21 protein-coding genes and 2 pseudogenes are annotated in these 18305 nt (G+C 50.2%); 22 read left to right on the forward strand and 1 reads right to left on the reverse strand.

The window, feature by feature from the left end:
* Positions 1-73 precede the first annotated feature (73 nt).
* Entirely contained in the window at positions 74-940 is an 867-nt protein-coding gene (locus tag IPK79_13415; GenBank protein ID MBK8191432.1) for a pentapeptide repeat-containing protein, read from the reverse strand.
* A 1399-nt stretch (positions 941-2339) separates the two neighbouring features.
* Here IPK79_13415 and IPK79_13420 point away from each other — a divergent pair.
* From IPK79_13420 to IPK79_13525, 22 genes and pseudogenes are all read left to right on the forward strand, one after another.
* Entirely contained in the window at positions 2340-2897 is a 558-nt protein-coding gene (locus tag IPK79_13420; GenBank protein ID MBK8191433.1) for an endonuclease VII domain-containing protein, read from the forward strand.
* Positions 2807-3268: pseudogene (locus IPK79_13425) on the forward strand (hypothetical protein). Before IPK79_13420 ends, IPK79_13425 begins: the two are co-directional and overlap by 91 nt.
* 24 nt (positions 3269-3292) lie before the next feature.
* Positions 3293-4207, forward strand: coding sequence for a site-specific DNA-methyltransferase (locus tag IPK79_13430; GenBank protein ID MBK8191434.1), 915 nt, complete (start codon positions 3293-3295; stop codon positions 4205-4207).
* A gap of 228 nt (positions 4208-4435) precedes the next feature.
* Entirely contained in the window at positions 4436-5137 is a 702-nt protein-coding gene (locus tag IPK79_13435; protein MBK8191435.1) for a hypothetical protein, read from the forward strand.
* 2 nt (positions 5138-5139) lie between these two features.
* Positions 5140-5424, forward strand: a complete 285-nt coding sequence (locus IPK79_13440; protein MBK8191436.1) for a hypothetical protein — start codon at positions 5140-5142, stop codon at positions 5422-5424.
* Positions 5425-5429: 5 nt separating this feature from the next.
* Positions 5430-5762: a hypothetical protein gene (locus IPK79_13445; GenBank protein ID MBK8191437.1), complete on the forward strand. Its 333-nt coding sequence runs from the start codon at positions 5430-5432 to the stop codon at positions 5760-5762.
* 205 nt (positions 5763-5967) lie between these two features.
* Positions 5968-7116, forward strand: a complete 1149-nt coding sequence (locus IPK79_13450) for a transposase (GenBank protein ID MBK8191438.1) — start codon at positions 5968-5970, stop codon at positions 7114-7116.
* Between the two features lie 306 nt (positions 7117-7422).
* Positions 7423-7776 carry a hypothetical protein gene (locus tag IPK79_13455; protein ID MBK8191439.1) on the forward strand — a complete coding sequence of 118 codons (354 nt, stop codon included), beginning with the start codon at positions 7423-7425 and terminating at the stop codon, positions 7774-7776.
* Positions 7773-8681, forward strand: a complete 909-nt coding sequence (locus IPK79_13460; protein MBK8191440.1) for a hypothetical protein — start codon at positions 7773-7775, stop codon at positions 8679-8681. The genes IPK79_13455 and IPK79_13460 overlap by 4 nt, the downstream gene beginning before the upstream one ends.
* Positions 8681-10039 (forward strand): replicative DNA helicase, encoded by a 1359-nt coding sequence (gene dnaB / locus IPK79_13465; GenBank protein MBK8191441.1) that lies wholly within the window; start codon positions 8681-8683, stop codon positions 10037-10039. The genes IPK79_13460 and dnaB overlap by 1 nt, the downstream gene beginning before the upstream one ends.
* Before the next feature lie 637 nt (positions 10040-10676).
* Positions 10677-10910 (forward strand): hypothetical protein, encoded by a 234-nt coding sequence (locus IPK79_13470; GenBank protein MBK8191442.1) that lies wholly within the window; start codon positions 10677-10679, stop codon positions 10908-10910.
* A 349-nt stretch (positions 10911-11259) separates the two neighbouring features.
* Complete coding sequence (locus tag IPK79_13475; protein ID MBK8191443.1) at positions 11260-11631, forward strand: hypothetical protein; 372 nt, start codon at positions 11260-11262, stop codon at positions 11629-11631.
* A 76-nt stretch (positions 11632-11707) separates the two neighbouring features.
* Positions 11708-12758: pseudogene (locus tag IPK79_13480) on the forward strand (transposase).
* 120 nt (positions 12759-12878) lie between these two features.
* Complete coding sequence (locus IPK79_13485; protein MBK8191444.1) at positions 12879-13133, forward strand: hypothetical protein; 255 nt, start codon at positions 12879-12881, stop codon at positions 13131-13133.
* Positions 13134-14244: 1111 nt separating this feature from the next.
* On the forward strand, positions 14245-14478 hold the full coding sequence (locus IPK79_13490) for a hypothetical protein (protein MBK8191445.1): 234 nt from the start codon (positions 14245-14247) through the stop codon (positions 14476-14478).
* 203 nt (positions 14479-14681) lie between these two features.
* Positions 14682-14861 (forward strand): hypothetical protein, encoded by a 180-nt coding sequence (locus IPK79_13495; GenBank protein ID MBK8191446.1) that lies wholly within the window; start codon positions 14682-14684, stop codon positions 14859-14861.
* A 17-nt stretch (positions 14862-14878) separates the two neighbouring features.
* A complete protein-coding gene (locus tag IPK79_13500) occupies positions 14879-15214 on the forward strand; it encodes a hypothetical protein (protein MBK8191447.1) in 336 nt (111 codons plus the stop codon).
* Positions 15215-15271: 57 nt separating this feature from the next.
* On the forward strand, positions 15272-15751 hold the full coding sequence (locus IPK79_13505; GenBank protein ID MBK8191448.1) for a lysozyme: 480 nt from the start codon (positions 15272-15274) through the stop codon (positions 15749-15751).
* Positions 15739-16236: a lytic transglycosylase domain-containing protein gene (locus IPK79_13510; protein MBK8191449.1), complete on the forward strand. Its 498-nt coding sequence runs from the start codon at positions 15739-15741 to the stop codon at positions 16234-16236. The genes IPK79_13505 and IPK79_13510 overlap by 13 nt, the downstream gene beginning before the upstream one ends.
* Before the next feature lie 123 nt (positions 16237-16359).
* Positions 16360-16623, forward strand: a complete 264-nt coding sequence (locus IPK79_13515; protein ID MBK8191450.1) for a hypothetical protein — start codon at positions 16360-16362, stop codon at positions 16621-16623.
* Positions 16624-17207: 584 nt separating this feature from the next.
* On the forward strand, positions 17208-17627 hold the full coding sequence (locus IPK79_13520; GenBank protein ID MBK8191451.1) for a DUF1353 domain-containing protein: 420 nt from the start codon (positions 17208-17210) through the stop codon (positions 17625-17627).
* Between the two features lie 391 nt (positions 17628-18018).
* Positions 18019-18252 carry a hypothetical protein gene (locus IPK79_13525; protein MBK8191452.1) on the forward strand — a complete coding sequence of 78 codons (234 nt, stop codon included), beginning with the start codon at positions 18019-18021 and terminating at the stop codon, positions 18250-18252.
* The last annotated feature ends 53 nt before the right edge of the window (positions 18253-18305 follow it).

The following is an 18305-nucleotide window of genomic DNA, read 5'->3' on the forward strand; positions in this document are numbered from 1 at the left end:
GCGCAATGCGAGATTGCGCTCTATCCTGGAAATGATTAGTTCCGCCGCGATCCGCTGGCGGGCCGTGCGGTCTTCAAAAATTTCGCTCATGCGTAATCCTCTTATGTTCATCAACTAGTCTTTCATGAATCATCTTGATGATAGACTTGTTGGCATTCCAGTAATTCAATGCGCCGATTGCCATTCTGCTTATTGTATCGTCTGAGAATGCCATCCAATCATCGGCTCTGTGAAATTTGCATCCGATACGGATGTAATCAGTATCAATAAAAGCGACCCATTCACCGCTAATATAAATAATCAGGTTTGCCCCGCGCAGGTTTGCCCCGCGCAGGTTTGCCCAGCTCAGGTCTGCCCCGCGCAGGTTTGCCTCGCTCAGGTCTGCCTCGCGCAGGTTTGCCCAGCGCAGGTTTGCCCAGCTCAGGTCTGCCCCGCGCAGGTTTGCCCAGCTCAGGTCTGCCCAGCTCAGGTTTGCCCCGCGCAGGTTTGCCTCGCTCAGGTTTGCCCAGCTCAGGTTTGCCCAGCTCAGGTCTGCCCCGCGCAGGTTTGCCTCGCGCAGGTTTGCCTCGCGCAGGTCTGCCCCGCGCAGGTTTGCCTCGCGCAGGTTTGCCCCGCGCAGGTTTGCCCAGCTCAGGTCTGCCTCGCGCAGGTTTGCCCCGCTCAGGTCTGCCCCGCGCAGGTTTGCCCCGCGCAGGTTTGCCTCGCTCAGGTCTGCCCCGCGCAGGTTTGCCTCGCTCAGGTTTGCCCAGCTCAGGTCTGCCCCGCGCAGGTTTGCCTCGCGCAGGTCTGCCCCGCGCAGGTTTGCCTCGCGCAGGTTTGCCCCGCGCAGGTTTTCCCCGCGCAGGTTTGCCAGTTCCTTGAATCTTTCTCCGTCCCCAGCATTTAGCAGCCATTTTTTATGGTTGCCCAATGCTTCACTCAAAGTTTTTGTATTTGGCATTGTCTTCTCCTTAAAAAGCCCGCTGCCTGGAGCCACTCCGAAACAGCGGGAATCCACCAAGGAAGGATGGCCCTCAGCCGTTCAGTTGCCTCACCTCAAACCCCTATGCTGCGGAGAAGGGTCCAGGGCTGAAGGGCGTCGGGTTGATTGAAGTTTCACACACTGCAACATACAATGCAAGCCCTCTTGAAAAAAAAAGTTGCAGTGTGTGAAACTAGGCCATGAACAGCATATTCGACATGAAGCAAAGCGATGTCGCTAGAGCATTAAACCGCGATAGATCAATCGTTTGTCGCTGGTTTAAGAAACGGAAAATTCCCGTTGCGGAGCTTGAGCGAATCGAGACGATTCTTGGCTTTAAGCGCGAGGACGTGCGCCCGGACCTGCCGTGGCGTAAGTGATGACCCGAAAAAAGCCCGCGACGGCGTGTAGACCGGGCGGGCCAGTTCAGCCAACCTGTAAGGAGGTTAGCCAATGAGTGATTATAGAGAATTTCTAGAGAAGAAAAAACAATTCAATGTCGTTGCTGGTTTTGACGTTGGCGACATTGACTATGGACTTTTCGATTTTCAGCAGGCCATAGTTAAATGGGCTTGCAAGCGTGGGCGTGCTGGTATATTTGCTGATACTGGACTCGGGAAAACCGCCATGCAACTTGCCTGGGCTGATCAAGTCATGCGAGAAACTGGCGGGCGGATATTGATCCTCGCGCCGCTATGCGTGGCGCAACAGACCGTTGCGGAAGGGTCTAGGATTGGCGTCGATGTTGAATATGCCAGGAAAGGCGACGATGTGAAAGGAAGAATCGTTATCACGAATTATGAAATGATGGATCATTTCAACCCCGCTGATTTCATCGGGGTTGTCCTAGATGAGTCAAGCATTCTCAAGTCGCTGACTGGAAAAATCAGAACATCACTGATCGAAAATTTCCAGAAAACTCCTTACCGGATTTCCTGCACCGCCACGCCAAGCCCTAATGATTTTATGGAGCTTGGCAATCAGTCCGAATTCTTGGGCGTCATGACCCGCACAGAAATGCTTGCGACGTATTTTATTCATGACGGCGGAGATACTTCAAAGTGGCGGCTCAAGGGGCATGGTAAAACTAAGTTTTGGGAATGGATGGCTACATGGGCTATCTACATCAGAAGCCCTGCCGACATTGGATTTTATGGTTCTCGTTACATTCTTCCAGGACTTGATATTCATCAGCATACCGTTGAAGCTCAATTCATCCCGGATGGGCAACTTTTCCCGGTGGTCGCTCAAACGCTCAGTGATCGGCGGGCTGCTAAACGCGCCAGCATGGAGGATCGCGTTGAGCTAGTTGATTTGCTGATTAAGTCCAAAAATGATAAAATAGGACTTAATATCCAAAACAACCGGAGTGAAATAGATGGCCTGGAAACCAGAGTACCAGGAGAATCGGAAGCGGAAAATTGCGGAAGACCCGGAGTATCGAGAGAAATACCTGCAACAAAACAAGAAAGACCCGGAAAAGCAAAAGGCTTATCTAGCAGAGTATTACAAGAACAACCCAGAGAAGTACAGGAGGACTCCAGAGAATCAGGCGATTTACAACGCAACAAGGAGGAGGAAATACGCGGAAGATCAGAAATACAGGGAACAGGCGAAGCGGCAATCGAAGGAGTGGCAGAATGCAAATCCAATCAAAAGAAAAGAGAATCGACTAAAGAAACACGGAATAAAACTATCGGATTACCTAGATTTACTGGACAAACAGAACGGCGGATGTGCGATTTGCGGGTACTCGGATATGAGCGATCCGAAGATGTTCCCAGTTGTGGATCACTGCCACAAGACGGGGAATGTTCGCGGATTGCTGTGCATGAATTGCAATCAATGGCTAGGGAAGTTCAAAGACAATGTGGATTTTCTAGCATCAGCAGCGATGTATATTCATTACAGAAATGGGTTGTCTGGTGCCACTTAAACTCAGAGCAGGATAGCCTTGAGCGGCTGTTAAAGAAGAATGGAATTACATTTGTCTCTATTAGCGGAGCAACAAAAATAGATGACAAGATAAAATATGAATCTGAATGGAGGCTAGGTAGCGTTCAAGTAATGATAACCAAGCCTTCTGTTTTTGGGTTCGGAATGAATTGGCAACATTGCCACAACATGATATTTGTCGGGATGGATGACTCTTACGAGTCATACTACCAAGCAGTACGAAGATGCTATCGGTTTGGGCAGAAAAACAAAGTCAACGTGCATATTATTTCATCGGAAAGTGAGGGAGAGGTTAAGAAAAACATCGAAAGAAAGGCTGCTCAAGCGGATGAAATGTCACGACAAATGGTTGCGCACATGAGGAAATTCACTACCATGGAAATAAAAGGCATCTCAATTGAGAAAAGCGATTATAGCCGCGATCTTAAATCAGGCGACGGATTCGATCTGCATCTTGGCGATTGCGTTGAAGTCACACAAGAAATGGATGATGAATCAATCGACTATACTGTTTTCTCCCCGCCTTTCGCGTCGCTCTATACGTACTCAAACTCTGATCGTGACATGGGGAATAGCCGCAACCATTCAGAGTTTTACGCGCACTTTGAGTACCTGATTGGCGAACTATTCAGGGTAACAAGGTCAGGGCGATTGCTGTCATTCCATTGCATGAACCTGCCGGCCACGATTCAAAATGATGGGTTTATCGGAATTAAGGATTTTCGCGGAGAGTTGATTCGCCTGTTTGTGGATGCCGGATGGATTTTCCACTCAGAGGTTGTTATTTGGAAAGACCCGGTAACGGCGATGCAGCGTACTAAAGCGATTGGCTTGTTATACAAGCAGCTAAAAAAGGATAGCTGCATTAGCCGGCAAGGCATCCCTGATTATCTGGTGACGATGCGCAAGCCCGGCGATAATCAATCGCCAGTCACTAAACATCCTGATGAATTTCCAGTCTGGTTGTGGCAGCGTTACGCGTCTCCGGTATGGATGGATATTAACCCGTCGAATACCCTGCAATTTCGGTCAGCTCGGGAAAGCGACGATGAGCGGCATATCTGCCCATTGCAGCTTGAAGTGATTGAAAGGGCGATTGATCTTTGGACGAATCCAGGCGATCTTGTCTATTCACCATTTGCTGGAATTGGCAGCGAGGGATATGTGGCTATCCAGAAAGGACGGCGTTTTGTCGGCGCTGAGCTGAAGCGGTCTTATTGGGATTTGGCTTGCAGGAATTTGGCCAGCTCCAAATCATCGCAGGGGATCTTGCTTGATCTCTCTGTATAAATGCGATGATATGGAAGCGGTATACATTCGCACGATACCGCGCCACAACATGCTCAGCACTGCAATCATGTGCCTTGCTGAGCATGACGTATTGAGACAACTCAAGAAAGATGGCTTGCTGCGCAATTACAAGCAACGACCATTTTACAGTAGCGGATATTGGCATTCCGTGCATTACCGCGATTACCAATTGATGCTGGATTTAACTGGAAACCTAGACGCGCCGTTATGACTCCATTAGAACAAATCATCGCGTTTCTGCGCGATCATCCCGACAGTACCCGCGCGCAAATCAGCGAGCACTGTGGACACGAAAGAAATTGGGCTTGGCGATGGTTAAGAGTGCTGGTGTTGCAAGGGAATGTCGTGCCAAGAAAAATAAATAAAAGCGAGGTTCGATATACCCTGATCGATGACGCAATAAAAGACATTCGGGTTGACGGCAGATATAACGCCACAATCCGATCTTTGGTTGAGTTCGAGCAATTTCAAAAGGACGTTACGCCGATGATTGCATCATTTCCAGGAAGATCATCGGTATTCTATGCAGAAATGTTAGGGCATAGAGTTAATACTGTAGCGCGTCGTTTGTGTGAAATGCGAAATATGGGAATCTTATTCTCTGATAGTCGGCGGCGTCGAAAGATGCAACACAAAGCTACGTTGTGGTGGATAAAAGGGAGTGAGCCTAAATGGCTTGATGAAGTTGAATCCCCAGAGGAGCAAGTAACAATATGGAAAAACAGCAAACGGGAGATTAAAAATACTGAGCAGGATTTCTATTCAATAAAAGAGGATAACGACAATTGGTTTCGAGAAATAAATAAAACACGCAAACAAAAGATGATGGAAAGATTTCAAGCAGATAATCAGCCTATTACGATTCCGTCTTACGCGGAATTCTTTAAACGACAAGAAGGAAGGAATTGAAAATGATTGAGTATTACACGAATGAAAGCGCCGCTCACCTCCTTCTCTCCATGACAAGGATTGTCGAGAAACCTGAAGAATGTGAAGCATTACGGAAATGCTTGAATAAAGCGGTTGAAAATGTGGCGCTAGAAAGAGACAAAGAAATTGATAAGCTGAAAAGATACCAATCAAAACTAATAAAAAGGGTATTGTATTTAAGTCAACTATGTTTACATATAGTTGAAGATGATCTTTCTAAAAAAGACGTTCTTTATAGCGTATTTTGCCCAACTCCAGATGAGTGAAAACAATGCTTGAACATTACACCCATGAATCAGCCGCCGAACTGCTACTTAATGTTACCGGCATTCAAGAGATACCTGAAAATTGCAGCGGCTTGGCGGCCTGTTTGAATGCCGCGATTGCGAAGATACAATCCAGCTATACTCCGAGTGATAAGAGAATCGAGGTGGGGGATTACGTCAAAATAGATATTGGTGGTGGGTGGTATGTAGATGGTATTGTCGATCATGTTCCATGCAAAAGCAGCGATTGTTGGATTATTATCGAAGAGGATGGATTGCCTCGCTATTGCTATGATCCTCCATCGATTAAGCTTGTTAAGAAAGGAGGAAAGTCATGAACGAAAGAATAGTTGTTGGAGATTACGTCGAAGTAAAGTTTACAGATACTTGCATGATTCGTGGATATGTCGTTCATCAGGATTTTCCGCGAGAAACCTCGGCCTTTAGGCCGGGGAGGGATAGCGGGTCGCCCGCTAGGGCGACTTCTTTTCGGGCGATAACCCAACCCTTGACAGCCTTTACAGCACAATATAAAATCTGTAAATGCCGTACCGTGCCTATCGCTACCGCTTCTACCCTACGCCGGATCAAGTGGTGAACTTGAACCAGACGTTCGGCTGTGTGCGGTATATCTACAATCGTTCCCTGCGCTATCGGCAAGATGCGTGGTATGAGCGGCAAGAGAATATCTCCTATCTACAAAACTCGGCGCTGTTGACCGAGTGGAAGAAAGAACCGGAATGCCTCTGGATGAATGATGTGTCCAGCGTTCCGTTGCAGCAATCGTTACGCCATTTGCAGACCGCGTATCGCAACTTCTTCCAGGGCCGGGCCAAGTATCCCAACTTCAAGAAGAAGGACGGATACCAGTCTGCCGAATACACGACCTCTGCCTTCAAATGGGACGGGGAATCGCTCAAGCTGGCGAAGCAAGCAGAACCACTGAACATTCGCTGGTCACGGCGCTTTGAAGGGAAGCCGACCACGGTGACGGTTTCTCGCGATCCATCAGGGCGATATTTTGTGTCCCTTCTGATTGAAGAAGCAGTGGCGTTGTTGCCGGTTGTGAATTCAACGGTCGGAATTGATGTCGGCATCAAGGATGTGATCGTCACTTCAGAGGGCGTGGCATCAGGCAATCCGCGCCACACGGCGAAGTACGCGGCTCGTTTGGCGAAATACCAACGGCGATTAGCCCGCAAGCAAAAAGGCTCGAAGAACCGGCGCAAGGCGAAACTCAAGGTCGCCCGCGTCCACGCCAAGATTGCCGACTGCCGCAGAGACTTCACCCATAAATTGACCACCACGCTGATTCGTGAAAACCAAACGATTTGCGTGGAGAATCTGGCGGTCAAGAACATGGTTAAGAACCCCACGTTGGCAAAGTCGATTAACGACGCGAATTGGGGTGAACTGGTCCGGCAACTGGAATACAAAGCCGATTGGTACGGAAGAACGGTCGTTGCGATTGACCGCTGGTATCCGTCCAGTAAGCGCTGTTCCTGTTGCGGATACACACTCGACCAATTGGATTTAGCCACGCGACAATGGACCTGTCCGAAGTGCCACACGACGCATGACCGCGATGTGAATGCGGCGCGGAACATTAAAGCCGCCGGGCTGGCGGTGTTAGCCTGTGGAGAGACGGTAAATCCGGTTGTTGCGAAAGCAGCCATCGGTTCGACTCGGTGAAGCAGGAAACCCTGATAGCGATGTCAGGAATCCCCGTCGTTTACGGCGGGGAGGAGGTCAAACTTCGGAGTTATGACGCCAGCCAGCCCGGCACGTCTTGCCAAGAACCTACTCAACTAGGAAATTGACCAATGTTATATTATAACACATCAGCTTTCCATGCTTCCAGTTTTTTAACGTGGGAGCGCTAATCATGAACAGCCTTGCAATGCTCGCGTTGTGGACATGGTTCAGAAACAACCCTCACGCTTCATTCGATGAGTTTCAAGACGCCTTCCATCGTGCAATGCGAATAGAGGGGCAACCATGAGCGCTAAGACTAGCAACATCGTGAAACTCGAAGATCGGCGATTCTGGAAAGAGGTCAACGAACGGCTGGCGCTCAACGCGCTCATCATGGAGTCAGCCGCGCACGATAAGCGGCTTACAAAGACCGATCTAGTCGCACTGATAACCCTCCTAAACAATCGGCAATTCTCAAACATGATCCGCTCTCTTCCGGGAAGATGGCCGGAAACATCCATTCAGCGGCTTGTCAATTGCGGCTATCTCATCGATTGTGGAATTGTCCCTAATCATGCAGTCCCCGAGCTTGCGCCGTATTTACGCGCGTTTGAGCTATCAGACAGAGAATCTAATAGAGAGTGGTGGATGGGATGAATTCTGATATTCGGCTTTCAGTGAGTTTTTGGGATCATTGGAAAACAGTAGTGCTTAAAGAGGATTTGGGTTATCAGGGAGTTGAATCATTACAGCGATTATGGTGTTTTTCAGCTATCAACAAGCCAACCGGAAAGCTCGTGGGCATGAACTCCAGGGCCATAGAAATAGCTGCAAGATGGACCGGGGCACCGGGGGCGTTGACCACAAAGCTCGTCGAGCTAGCATTTTTGGACTCTCGGAACGGCGTCTACGAACTTCATGACTGGGAAGAGCATAACGGCTATGTGGTTCATGCTCCAGACCGATCAGACAAGGCAAGAAAAGCCGCAAGTGCAAGATGGGAAAGGAAAAATGACATAGAGCCGCCCCCAAGAAATGCTAGAAATGCTACGAGCAATGCTACGAGCATTCCTAAGAGCAATGCTCAAAGCAATGCCCCTTCTCCTGCTCCTGCTCCTGCTCCTGCTCCTGCTCCTGCTCCTGCTCCTGCTCCTGATCTTGGAAGATTGGAGGAGGAGGTGGTAACTGTCGCGCGCGACGGTTCCGCCACCGCCGCCGCCGTTCTCATGGTTGACGAACCGCTGACGTTCTCGGCGTCCGAGATTCAAGCCGTCGAACGAATGCGGGAAATCTGGAACCGCAAATGCCCTAGCCATGGATTGCATCGGCTTGCTGAATTGCGGCATTGGCCAGATAATCGGATCGAAGCAGCCAAGAATTTTCTATTCAAAAAAATCGACGGGGATTTTGATCGATGGGAAAGACTGATCGATCACGTTCTGAAAGATTCGCTCATGACCGGTGGAGCACCTGCGAAAAAAGGCTATGCTCATCCATGGGCAGCATCATTTGACTGGCTGCTTGAGCAAGCCAATATCTTGAAAGTCATGGAGGGTCGCTAATGGAAAATCAACTTCTGGCCAGCATTGAATCCGAAATCTCGGTTATTGGCGGCATCCTAGTTTCCCCCATCGCGTTCTCCGAAGTTTCGGCAATCGTTTCCGCTGGCGACTTTTCAAAAGAATTGCATCGGCGGATTTTCAGCGCGATGACCGCCATGGACTCGGCGGGCCAGCCGATTGACTTACTCACGATTGCAGAGTGGATGGAATCGAAAGGGACTTTGCAAGACGGCGATTGGGCCTATATCGGAACTGCCGCAAGAGATACGCCCAGCGCCGCGAACGTGATGGCCTATGCGCGAATCGTTCGAGACCGGGCACGGCGTCGGGAATTGATTCAACTCGGAACTGATTTGCAATCGTGGGCGATGCGTGATGACGCGGAAAAAGCGATTGCGCAACTCAAATCCGCGATTGATGCTGTCGCCGATGCGGCTGGATTGGAATCTGGATTAGTTCCGATTAAGACCTTGCTCCCGGCTGTTGTGAATGACATCGATCAGCGATTTGAAGGAATAGCTCCGAAAGGCTCACAAACTGGCCTTACTGATCTCGATGCAAAGACTGGCGGATTAAAGCCTGGGAAGTTGTATCTTGTTGCCGGGAGACCGGCAATGGGGAAAAGCGTCATCGGATTGCAGGTGGCGGCGCGCATTGTTGCCGATAGTGGGAAAGCGGCTTATTTTACCGCCGAAATGCCAAATGCCGAACAAGTTGAACGGCTGGTGGCGAATATCGGGAATATCGAACTTAGCCACTTGCAAACCGGAAAGCTCGATGACGAACATTGGTCGAGACTAACATCAGCCGTCACGCAATTATCCGACGCGAAATTGTGGTTCGACGAAACAGGCTCCCCGCTGCTTTCCGATATTCTCTCGAAAGCACGCCGGCTGAAACGGCGTGAAGGGAAGATTGATCTGGTGGTGGTCGATCATGCTGGGTTGGTTGAAGCCGGAGGCGAGAATCGCCAGAACGCGCAATCGGCGGTGGCAAGAGCGCTGAAGGGATTAGCAAAAGAACTCTCTTGCCCGGTTATCGCTCTTGTGCAACTCTCTCGGAAACTTGAAGAGCGCGTTGATAAGCGCCCGATGCTTTCCGATTTGCGGGACTCTGGAGAGTGGGAACAATCCGCTGATGTTGTCGCCATGCTATACCGGGATGAGGTTTACAATCCAGATAGCCCGGATAAGGGTTGCGCGGAATTGCTGATTAGGAAACATCGCGGCGGAGTTCTTGGGATTATCCCGCTACGTTTTTTTGGCCAGTATGCGCGCTTTGAATCAATGGCCGGCGGTTTGCCGTCATGGGATTTACCGGCACCAACGAAAAGAAACAATCGAGGAATTGATTTATGAGATTTAACCACCCAGACGGAAAAACGGCTTTCTTTGTCAACGAAAGTACAATCGTAATCGGCGAACTGGATTATGCGGGTAGGCGGTATAATGGCCCGCGATGGGTGAGCATCGGGCATATCGGATCAAGTCATGGATTGCTGATAGGTCCAGCAGAATGGGATGGATTTGTAAGCATGGTCCATGAAATAGATAAATTCATAGAAGACCTTGACAATAAAAGCGACGGAGAATAGGAATGTATTACCAGCCCATGCAACCCGACAAGCGATTCAAGTACGGCGATCTAGTGCTTTTCATGCCGCCGCAAGCTGCGTATTCGCAACAAAGCAAGCAAGCGCGTTGCGCTGGTAAAAAAGGATTTGTTGCAAGAATGCAATCTGAGGAATACGGGCTAGTGGTTTTTCCTGATGGTCCGTGTCTTTTAAATCTGAGATACTGCGAGAAGCAATGATGGAAAATCAATTAGCACATAGCGATCCACCAGTTTACTCAGTGCGACGCACGCCTACGTTGGTTTGCCCGCATTGCAATCGGGCTGTCATGGACTTTGTTGAAACAAAAGACGGAAAGCCATTTAGCATTTACCGATGCAAAACATGCGGCGATGTCGTGGCGATTTGGAGCGAGGTGGTGAATGAGTATTAAATACAACAAGCCTGAAGACGTGCCAAGCGCGGCCCTGTGTGAAAGGCTTAATGCGTTGTCTGATGCAGTGGCGCGTGGCAAAGAAGCAATCGCTGATGAGTTCACAAAGAGAATTCCCGCTGAAGTAGACCGAGATGCGGATATTGTTCTTGCTGAATCGGCACGGAGAATTCTCAGGCTTGAGGAACAAATCAGGATTTTCCACGCCGGCGGTGGCCAGTGAGCGCCCACCGCAAGCGCCCGCCGCGCCCCTCGAACCGGCTCCCGAAGAACCTATATGCCGTCCTGGACGGAGACCTATCGAGCCTACTGGCTACGGTTGGCGATTTAAGCCGCCAAATCGGCTCCAGGAAGCCACGCTACGAAGGAGGCCGCTAGGGGTGCCAAGGGCGCGTCAGGAAAACGCCTAGAATCGCGGAATTTACCGTTCGCGCCGATGTTGGTTTGCCCGCATTGCAATCGGGCTGTCATTGGTTTTAGTTTTGCGTCGATAAATAAAGACGGCAGGCTGTCCGACATTTGGCCATGCAAAGAGCACGGCGATGTCGTGGCGATTTGGAGCGAGGTGGTGAATGAAAGCTAGTTTCGAGGTAGGAAGCCGGGTCCACAAGGTGGGCGGGAGCTACGAAGCCACCGGCATGGTGGTCGCGGCCTTTAAGACGCGAGCCGGGAAACAGCGGTATGTCTTCGAGTTCGATGAGCTACCGGGAATGCTGCATATCTTCAACCATGAGCAACTGGAGCCGCTAAATATGGATGAACAGCAATTGAGGAAATGCCCATTTTGCGGGAGCGAAGCGGAATTTGAATATGACGAATACGATTTTGAAACCGGTGATGGAGATGATGGAGTTGGATGGATTAGTTGCACAAATTCAAAATGCGGCGTCGGATTTCACCATTATTGCGCGGGATGCCCCGTCGTTTACGGCGGGGAGGGATAGCGCATCGCCCATAGGGCGATATCGATTTGATGTGATGTAGTTGACATTGTATTCCTTTGTGAGTATAATCGTCAATATGAAAATCGTACTGCAAATCAAATTACTCCCGGATGAAACCCAACACGCGGCATTGAAAGATACAATGCGTGTCTTCAATGATGCGTGTAACTACATCGCGGAAGTGGCGTTTCGGGAAAAATGCGCGTCAAAGTTTGTTTTGCAGAAACTCGTGTATGACCATGTTCGTAAGCAGTTTGGTTTGTCGGCACAGTTGACTATTCGTGCGATTGCAAAAGTTGTTGAAGCCTACAAGCGCGACAAATCTAAGCAGTGCTTTTTTAAGACCACAGGAGCGGTCGTTTACGACCAGCGTATTTTGAGTTTCAAAGGATTGAAAGCCGCAAGCATCCTTACCTTGCAAGGCCGGTTGACTGTTGCGATGCAGATGGGCGATTACCAACGAGTTCAATTTGGGCGTGGCCACGGACAGGCCGATTTGGTTCTTGTGGATGGGGTTTTCTATCTTCTGGTAGTCATCGAAACCCCGACTGCACCACCGATAGACCCCAAGGGATTTATTGGCGTTGATTTGGGTATCGTCCAGATAGCTAGCGATTCGGATGGTGAATCGTTCTCTGGAGAAGGGATTGAGAACATCCGTCGTCGCTATCATACCTGCGGAAAGACCTGCAATCCTGTGGGTCGCGGTCGGCCCGTCGCCACTTGCAACGAATCCGGCGCAACGAATCTCGGTTCAGGAAAAATCAGAACCACGTTATTTCTAAACAGCTTGTCGAGAAAGCCAAAGACACCGAACGCGGGATTGCTCTGGAGAATCTCCGGTATATCCGCGAACGGACAACGGTTCGGAAACCCGACAGAGCAAAGCACAGCGGTTGGTCGTTCTTTCAGCTTCAATCGTTCATTGAATACAAGGCGAAGCTGCAAGGCGTTCCGGTTCAGTATGTTGACCCCCGCAATACCTCGCGCCAATGCGCGGCCTGTGGGCATACGGAAAAGCCAATCGCAAAACCCAATCCCGTTTTCAATGTGTCTCCTGTGGACATCTTGCGAATGCGGATAAAAACGCGGCGATTAATATCGCTGCAAGGGCTAATGTCAATTAGCCTATCGTAGCGCACGATGACGACGATGGAGTGTCCGAGTGTAGCCACAAGCCCCGTCCTTTAGGTCGGGGTAATTGACGGAGAACCTGATAGCCTTATCCAACAATGGAATGCGCGCCAATGAATAACGAAAACATCCCCGAACTTTTGAAAAAAGCGATCAACTGTTGGGAAGCTATTCGCGAGCCAATGGTTGATTCCGGTATCGTCGATCCAAAGGGGATTATCCCGCACCTCGTTATCGACGCTTTTTTTCTGGATTTGCTGGCGGGACGACTTTTAGCCAACAACAAACAACCAAAGTCACCCGCATCTACGGCGCGCGCGGCGCTGATGTTTTTGCGGAGGGTGTGCTCAGTACCAAGGGAGACTTGATTAAGATCGAGGGGAGCCGGGATATGGAACTAATTCCAGATGAAGCCGCAAGGCTTGGAAAAGAATTGATCCGGCTAGCAAGGATTGGTGGATGGATAGACCCGGAAGAGGATGATGGGAAATGAGCGTATACACATGGCCCAAAGGTTATCGACACGTTATGTCGCAAAGTGAGCAGGGAACTGGAACACGGAACATTTTCCAGGAACTCGGCAAACCTGTTGTGTTTGCCACGAACCCACCGGACGATGCGAAGAGGATGCGATGTATGTAGAGGACAAGGGGCCGCTATGCGATTCATGCTTTACGGATGAATGCGACGCGCGCAATCAAGAAGGTTTATTGAATTTCTCTTAATGTGTAAACAATGTCAGCAATCGGTAATAAACTCCGCAAGACCCAAGGCGGTCTGATGTTCTTTTGTCCAGCGTGCAACACTTCCCACGGGATAACGCTTGGGAGGAATGGTTGGTCATGGAAGGAGAACGAAGACAAGCCTACTTTAACCCGTCACTCTATTCTGTAGCAGGTGAGTTGAAATGCCATTGCTTCGTTCGCGATGGACGTATTGAATACCTAACCGACAGCACGCACGATCTACGCGGCAAGTCGGTTGAGATTCCTGATTGGCCTTTTTGAGAGGTGTAGCTATGACAAAAAATGAAATAGAAAAAGCATACATGAAAATGACTTTAACGGTTGTTCTCATTTACCCATTTCTTAACAACGTCGGCAGACGCATGAAAAAGGATAAGCGATGCCTGCATGTAAGGAAAACCAAGTTTCTGTATTTTCCGCGTGGAACATAACATGCGTCCTGACAAACGCCGCCCCATGCGGGGCATCCCACAAGATATTTTCGCGGTGCTCTTGCGCGGCGAGAAGAACGAAAAGTCGAGAAAGCGGAGTCAGGCGATGGTGAGAATGGTTAAAAGCAATGCTAGAAAAATCATGCTTTGACTGCAAATACTGTCATGAGTACCGGACAGATACCTGTGAACTTCGGACATTTTGCGGGATGCTTAGACCTAATTTCCCGGTAGGAACTAAGTGCATACTGTTCGAGTCAGTAAAAAAAACAGAGTCTGGCGATGGTAAGGAGGATTAGAAAGTGAACCAAGAAACCGGAATTGCCATCATCGTTGATGATGAGGTCGTTGCGTGGTTCCATAGGTTCGATTACTCTGTTAGAGAATGGTGTACAGAAAACTACTTTGGGCGCTGGCTGACCTGTAAAGCGGAATGCCCTATTTTAATTCCGCTGACTGAAGATGAAATGAAGCAAGTGGAAGTTGATGCTGAAGAGATGATGCGGCTTTTTAATGATGTAGGGCATGGCAAATAAACAGTCATCCAGTCTAACGCCAGCCAATCCACTAGAAGTAGACCGGCAAGCCGAGATTATTGAGTATTTGCGCCACGATCCGCGTGTTCTCATCGTGATGAGAATCAACGGCGGTGGGCGAAGGATTAAGGGGTTCTGGGTCTGGTTTTACCGGCTATTCATCCATGGCCTTGACCCGATGGATGGGAAGGGGTTGCTTGGACTTGCTTATTATGCTGCAAGGCGGAACCATGGGCGCGCTGGAAGTGAAGCGACCGAAGGAAAGTCTGTCCGACGAGCAAAATCAGTTTAGCGCCGCCGTCGCTGCTGGCGGTGGGCTGTCGGCAAGGATTGAGACGTGGATGGATGCAAAGAATGCGATTGATGAGTTTCTTTCACAATAACTTGCAAGGGCTGAATTATGACCGATGAAGAATACAACGCCATGCCGCGCAAGGCATGGGACAGAGAAACTCCGCTTTATTCCGAAGGATACGATGAATATTTCTTTAGTGAAGACGCATTGAATGAGTTCACTGAAGATAATGAATGCTCAATAGAATCACTACGTCTTGTTATTTGCGAGCCGAACCGCTTCAGAAAACTGGATGACTGTTTTTTGATGACGATCTACCGGGCGGCGAAGAATTGCCTGAAGACCTGGGGAGGGCTATCGACAATCTCAATGCCGTCATCGAGACGCTACCGCCCGTGTCCTGGTCGCCGGGTAAGTACGCGGCGGACCTGTGAAATTTAACAAATAGGTGTATCATGCTGAGAATTGGCGAGGTGGCGAATGACCGACACTGACACGATGACTCCATCCCAAGCAGCGCTGGACCTGCTGCACGAGTTCGAGCAAGGTCCGCAGGGTGGCATGGCCTCAGTACCCTACAAAGACTTTGCCGGCCACTGGACGATTGGGTGGGGCCACAGAATCCTCCCGCGCGAGCGGTTCTCGATGACCCTGACGGCGGCGCAAGCCGATGACCTGCTACGTAGCGATCTTGAGCGTTTCGCCGATGGTGTCAACTCTTTGGTGACAGCGCCAATCACTCAAAGCATGTTCGACGCCCTGGTGTGCTTCGCGGCCGACGAGGGTCTTGGCGCTCTCCAAGGCTCTACCCTGCTTCGCCTCCTCAACCAATACTGGTACGCCGCCGCCGCTGGCCAGTTCGAGCGGTGGGACAAGGACATTGACCCGGCGACCGGCGAGCAAGTAGTCTCACCGCACAAGAAGCGCCGCCGTCTTGCGGAACGCCGCTTATTCGAGAAGGATGGATTTCAGTCGTGACCACCCGCGCCGAACTCTTGAAGATCATCGAAGAGGCTGCCGACATTCATTGTCATCCGGCCAACCTGATTTCCGCTATTGTTCAGGTCGAATCTGCTTTCGATCCGTCCGCGATCCGCTATGAACCGACTTTCTACGCGCGGTACGTTCTAGGAGGGCTGTTTAAGCCCATCTATCCATGCTCCCAAGAAACCGAAACCCATGCCCGCGCCATGTCCTGGGGTTTGATGCAGGTCATGGGGCAGGTTGCGCGGGAACGTGGATTCAAGGGGACGTTCCTGTCTGAATTGTGCGATCCGGTTGTCGGCCTGCATTGTGGCTGCAAGCATCTTACCTATCTGCGATCCAGGTATGAGGATTCGCACGGCATGGAAGGCGTGGTTGCTGCTTACAATGCCGGCAGTCCTCGCAAGAATCACACCGGGCAATTTGTCAATCAAGTCTATGTCGAGAAGATTAGGGAAGCGGGCGGATTTAAGTCATGAAATACTATCTCCACATGATCCTCGCCATGGCCGACGCGCGCTACCAAGCGGCGTATTGGGAGCAAGTGGCGGTTTCCGAGTGGTGGCTTTCCGTTGTGAATCAAATGACGAAGAGGTAATAACATGTCTGAATATCCCGCTGAACTAGCCCCAGGCTATAAGCCATTTGTCGATAGCAAAAGCGATGATCGTACCATTAACAACGTCATGCGCCATGAATACCGGGTGCTGACCGAAAACGAAAAGAACATGATGCAATCCATCAAAGATAAAGGGCTGGAATTGCATGAGCTGATTGAGAGCATCGGTCAATCCCGTGAACTCTCTCTTGCCAAGACGAAAACGGAAGAGGCGGTCATGTGGGCCGTTAAGCACCTGACAAAATGAAAGACGCTATTCTCTTTGCAATCACGATGACACTGATTTTCTCTGGACTGTCCCTGTTTGTGATCATTGGCCGACTGTTGGGCGCGCCATGAAAGCATTCATTCTCGCTGCTTGCGTCGCTTCGTCGCCTTGCATTGCCGATGACGGAATTCCCTGGATGACCCCGCATGTCGTCGATACCGGGGTGTCCATAGCGATATTGCAGTCCTCTCCCGGTGCGTTTGAAGTAAACCCGCTGGGTTTCCCCGGTGCCGTTGCCGCTAAGTTTGTGATGGAAGGTATCGCGCTGGGCTATCGAGACGCAGGAGCTGTCGAGACGTGCCAATCCATTGCGAGTGGTGCCCGCTGGGGCGGATGGATCGGCACCGGGGCGACCCTGGGCGGTCTAGCTGCCGGTCCTGTCGGGCTGCTATTGGCGGTCTTGGCGCTGGGTTGCTGTCTTGGCAGTGGTCGCAGGAGTCAGCAAAGTGGACGTGCTCACAGCCGCCTCCGCTTGCTGATTATGCGCCATATAGCTATTCTGGGGCGGAGTGCATAGGCTGGAATGATGCCCGTCCTGATTTTTGCAACGACAGGCTACTAAAATGATCGACAAAAAGCGGTTTCCAGATGAATTGATGACAGTCTATGTTTCTCCGCGATACCGAAGGCTGACTACGGATTTCCGCTATATCGATCCGGTGGAAGGCATCATCAGATGCAAAAAGGGACTGGAAATCGACGGGGCGAGCTTTGGTCGTGCGTTCTCAATCATTTTCGGCGACCAACATGATTATGATTTGCCGGCAACGCCGCACGATCAGCTCTATGAAGATAACTGCGTCGCCGGTCAATACCTGACTCGCGATCAGTGCGACAAGGTTTTCTATCGGGCGATGCAGTACGCGGGATTCTCTAAAGCGCTTGCCTGGACTTTTTATTCCGGAGTCCGCCTTGGCGGCTGGTGGCCCTGGTGGCGGAATCGCCGACGCGATGCGAAAAAGCGGAAGGAGCGCGGAAAATGAGGGCCCTATTGCTAGCCACAAGCGGATTATTCGTCGGGTGTATGGGCTTCAACCGCTCGTAGATCAAGTTACGGATCAAACCGTGGCGATTGAGCACGCCAAATACCAAACCGCCGAATTGATCATGTGCCGGGCGATCAGCATCGGCGAATGGATGAGGTCGATCGGGCCATATCCTGAAAAGGTTCAAGGATGGCGGGCGCTGTGTGTCGGTGCGAATTTGCCTGACGTGCCGGGATTCCGTAATGGACGGAGATGACCACGCAATCCACGAGCTGATCGTTTCTAATCGTGAAATGGCGAATTTTGATACGCTTCATGACGCTGATATAGGGGGCACTCATGCTCAAGGGTCGAGTACAACGCAAAACAAAGCGAAAAGCTGGAATCGATGGTGCATCAAATCGGTGATGACGTTTCCGCTGTTAGGAATGACGTGACAAACAAAGTCAATGAAATGCAGATTGCCGTTTTGAATCACATTCAAAACGATGAAATTGCACAGAACAGGATATTGAAAACTATTATTGTTGCTGCATTCGTTAATGGGCTAGCAGTTATTTTGTGGCTTGCAAGTGCATGGTATAAATCAGGAATGCCATGGCCCATATTTCCGTGGCTTTAATGTGATGTTGAGATAGAAAAATGAGCTTAACTGGCGGTTTGTTTAATTCTGGC

It is taken from the genome of Vampirovibrionales bacterium, assembly GCA_016712355.1.
Taxonomy (GTDB): domain Bacteria; phylum Cyanobacteriota; class Vampirovibrionia; order Vampirovibrionales; family Vampirovibrionaceae; genus JADJRF01.

What these genes read in the sequence shown, in the direction of transcription:
- IPK79_13430 (MBK8191434.1), top strand. Translation starts at nt 3,293, where the DNA reads ATGGAAATAAAAGGCATCTCAATTGAGAAAAGCGATTATAGCCGCGAT.
- IPK79_13500 (MBK8191447.1), top strand. Translation starts at nt 14,879, where the DNA reads ATGACCGATGAAGAATACAACGCCATGCCGCGCAAGGCATGGGACAGA.
- IPK79_13520 (MBK8191451.1), top strand. Translation starts at nt 17,208, where the DNA reads ATGATCGACAAAAAGCGGTTTCCAGATGAATTGATGACAGTCTATGTT.
- dnaB (MBK8191441.1), top strand. Translation starts at nt 8,681, where the DNA reads ATGGAAAATCAACTTCTGGCCAGCATTGAATCCGAAATCTCGGTTATT.
- IPK79_13485 (MBK8191444.1), top strand. Translation starts at nt 12,879, where the DNA reads ATGAATAACGAAAACATCCCCGAACTTTTGAAAAAAGCGATCAACTGT.
- IPK79_13505 (MBK8191448.1), top strand. Translation starts at nt 15,272, where the DNA reads ATGACTCCATCCCAAGCAGCGCTGGACCTGCTGCACGAGTTCGAGCAA.
- IPK79_13475 (MBK8191443.1), top strand. Translation starts at nt 11,260, where the DNA reads ATGAAAGCTAGTTTCGAGGTAGGAAGCCGGGTCCACAAGGTGGGCGGG.
- IPK79_13460 (MBK8191440.1), top strand. Translation starts at nt 7,773, where the DNA reads ATGAATTCTGATATTCGGCTTTCAGTGAGTTTTTGGGATCATTGGAAA.
- IPK79_13470 (MBK8191442.1), top strand. Translation starts at nt 10,677, where the DNA reads ATGAGTATTAAATACAACAAGCCTGAAGACGTGCCAAGCGCGGCCCTG.
- IPK79_13525 (MBK8191452.1), top strand. Translation starts at nt 18,019, where the DNA reads ATGGTGCATCAAATCGGTGATGACGTTTCCGCTGTTAGGAATGACGTG.
- IPK79_13515 (MBK8191450.1), top strand. Translation starts at nt 16,360, where the DNA reads ATGTCTGAATATCCCGCTGAACTAGCCCCAGGCTATAAGCCATTTGTC.
- IPK79_13450 (MBK8191438.1), top strand. Translation starts at nt 5,968, where the DNA reads ATGCCGTACCGTGCCTATCGCTACCGCTTCTACCCTACGCCGGATCAA.
- IPK79_13440 (MBK8191436.1), top strand. Translation starts at nt 5,140, where the DNA reads ATGATTGAGTATTACACGAATGAAAGCGCCGCTCACCTCCTTCTCTCC.
- IPK79_13435 (MBK8191435.1), top strand. Translation starts at nt 4,436, where the DNA reads ATGACTCCATTAGAACAAATCATCGCGTTTCTGCGCGATCATCCCGAC.
- IPK79_13445 (MBK8191437.1), top strand. Translation starts at nt 5,430, where the DNA reads ATGCTTGAACATTACACCCATGAATCAGCCGCCGAACTGCTACTTAAT.
- IPK79_13420 (MBK8191433.1), top strand. Translation starts at nt 2,340, where the DNA reads ATGGCCTGGAAACCAGAGTACCAGGAGAATCGGAAGCGGAAAATTGCG.
- IPK79_13415 (MBK8191432.1), bottom strand. Translation starts at nt 940, where the DNA reads ATGCCAAATACAAAAACTTTGAGTGAAGCATTGGGCAACCATAAAAAA.
- IPK79_13455 (MBK8191439.1), top strand. Translation starts at nt 7,423, where the DNA reads ATGAGCGCTAAGACTAGCAACATCGTGAAACTCGAAGATCGGCGATTC.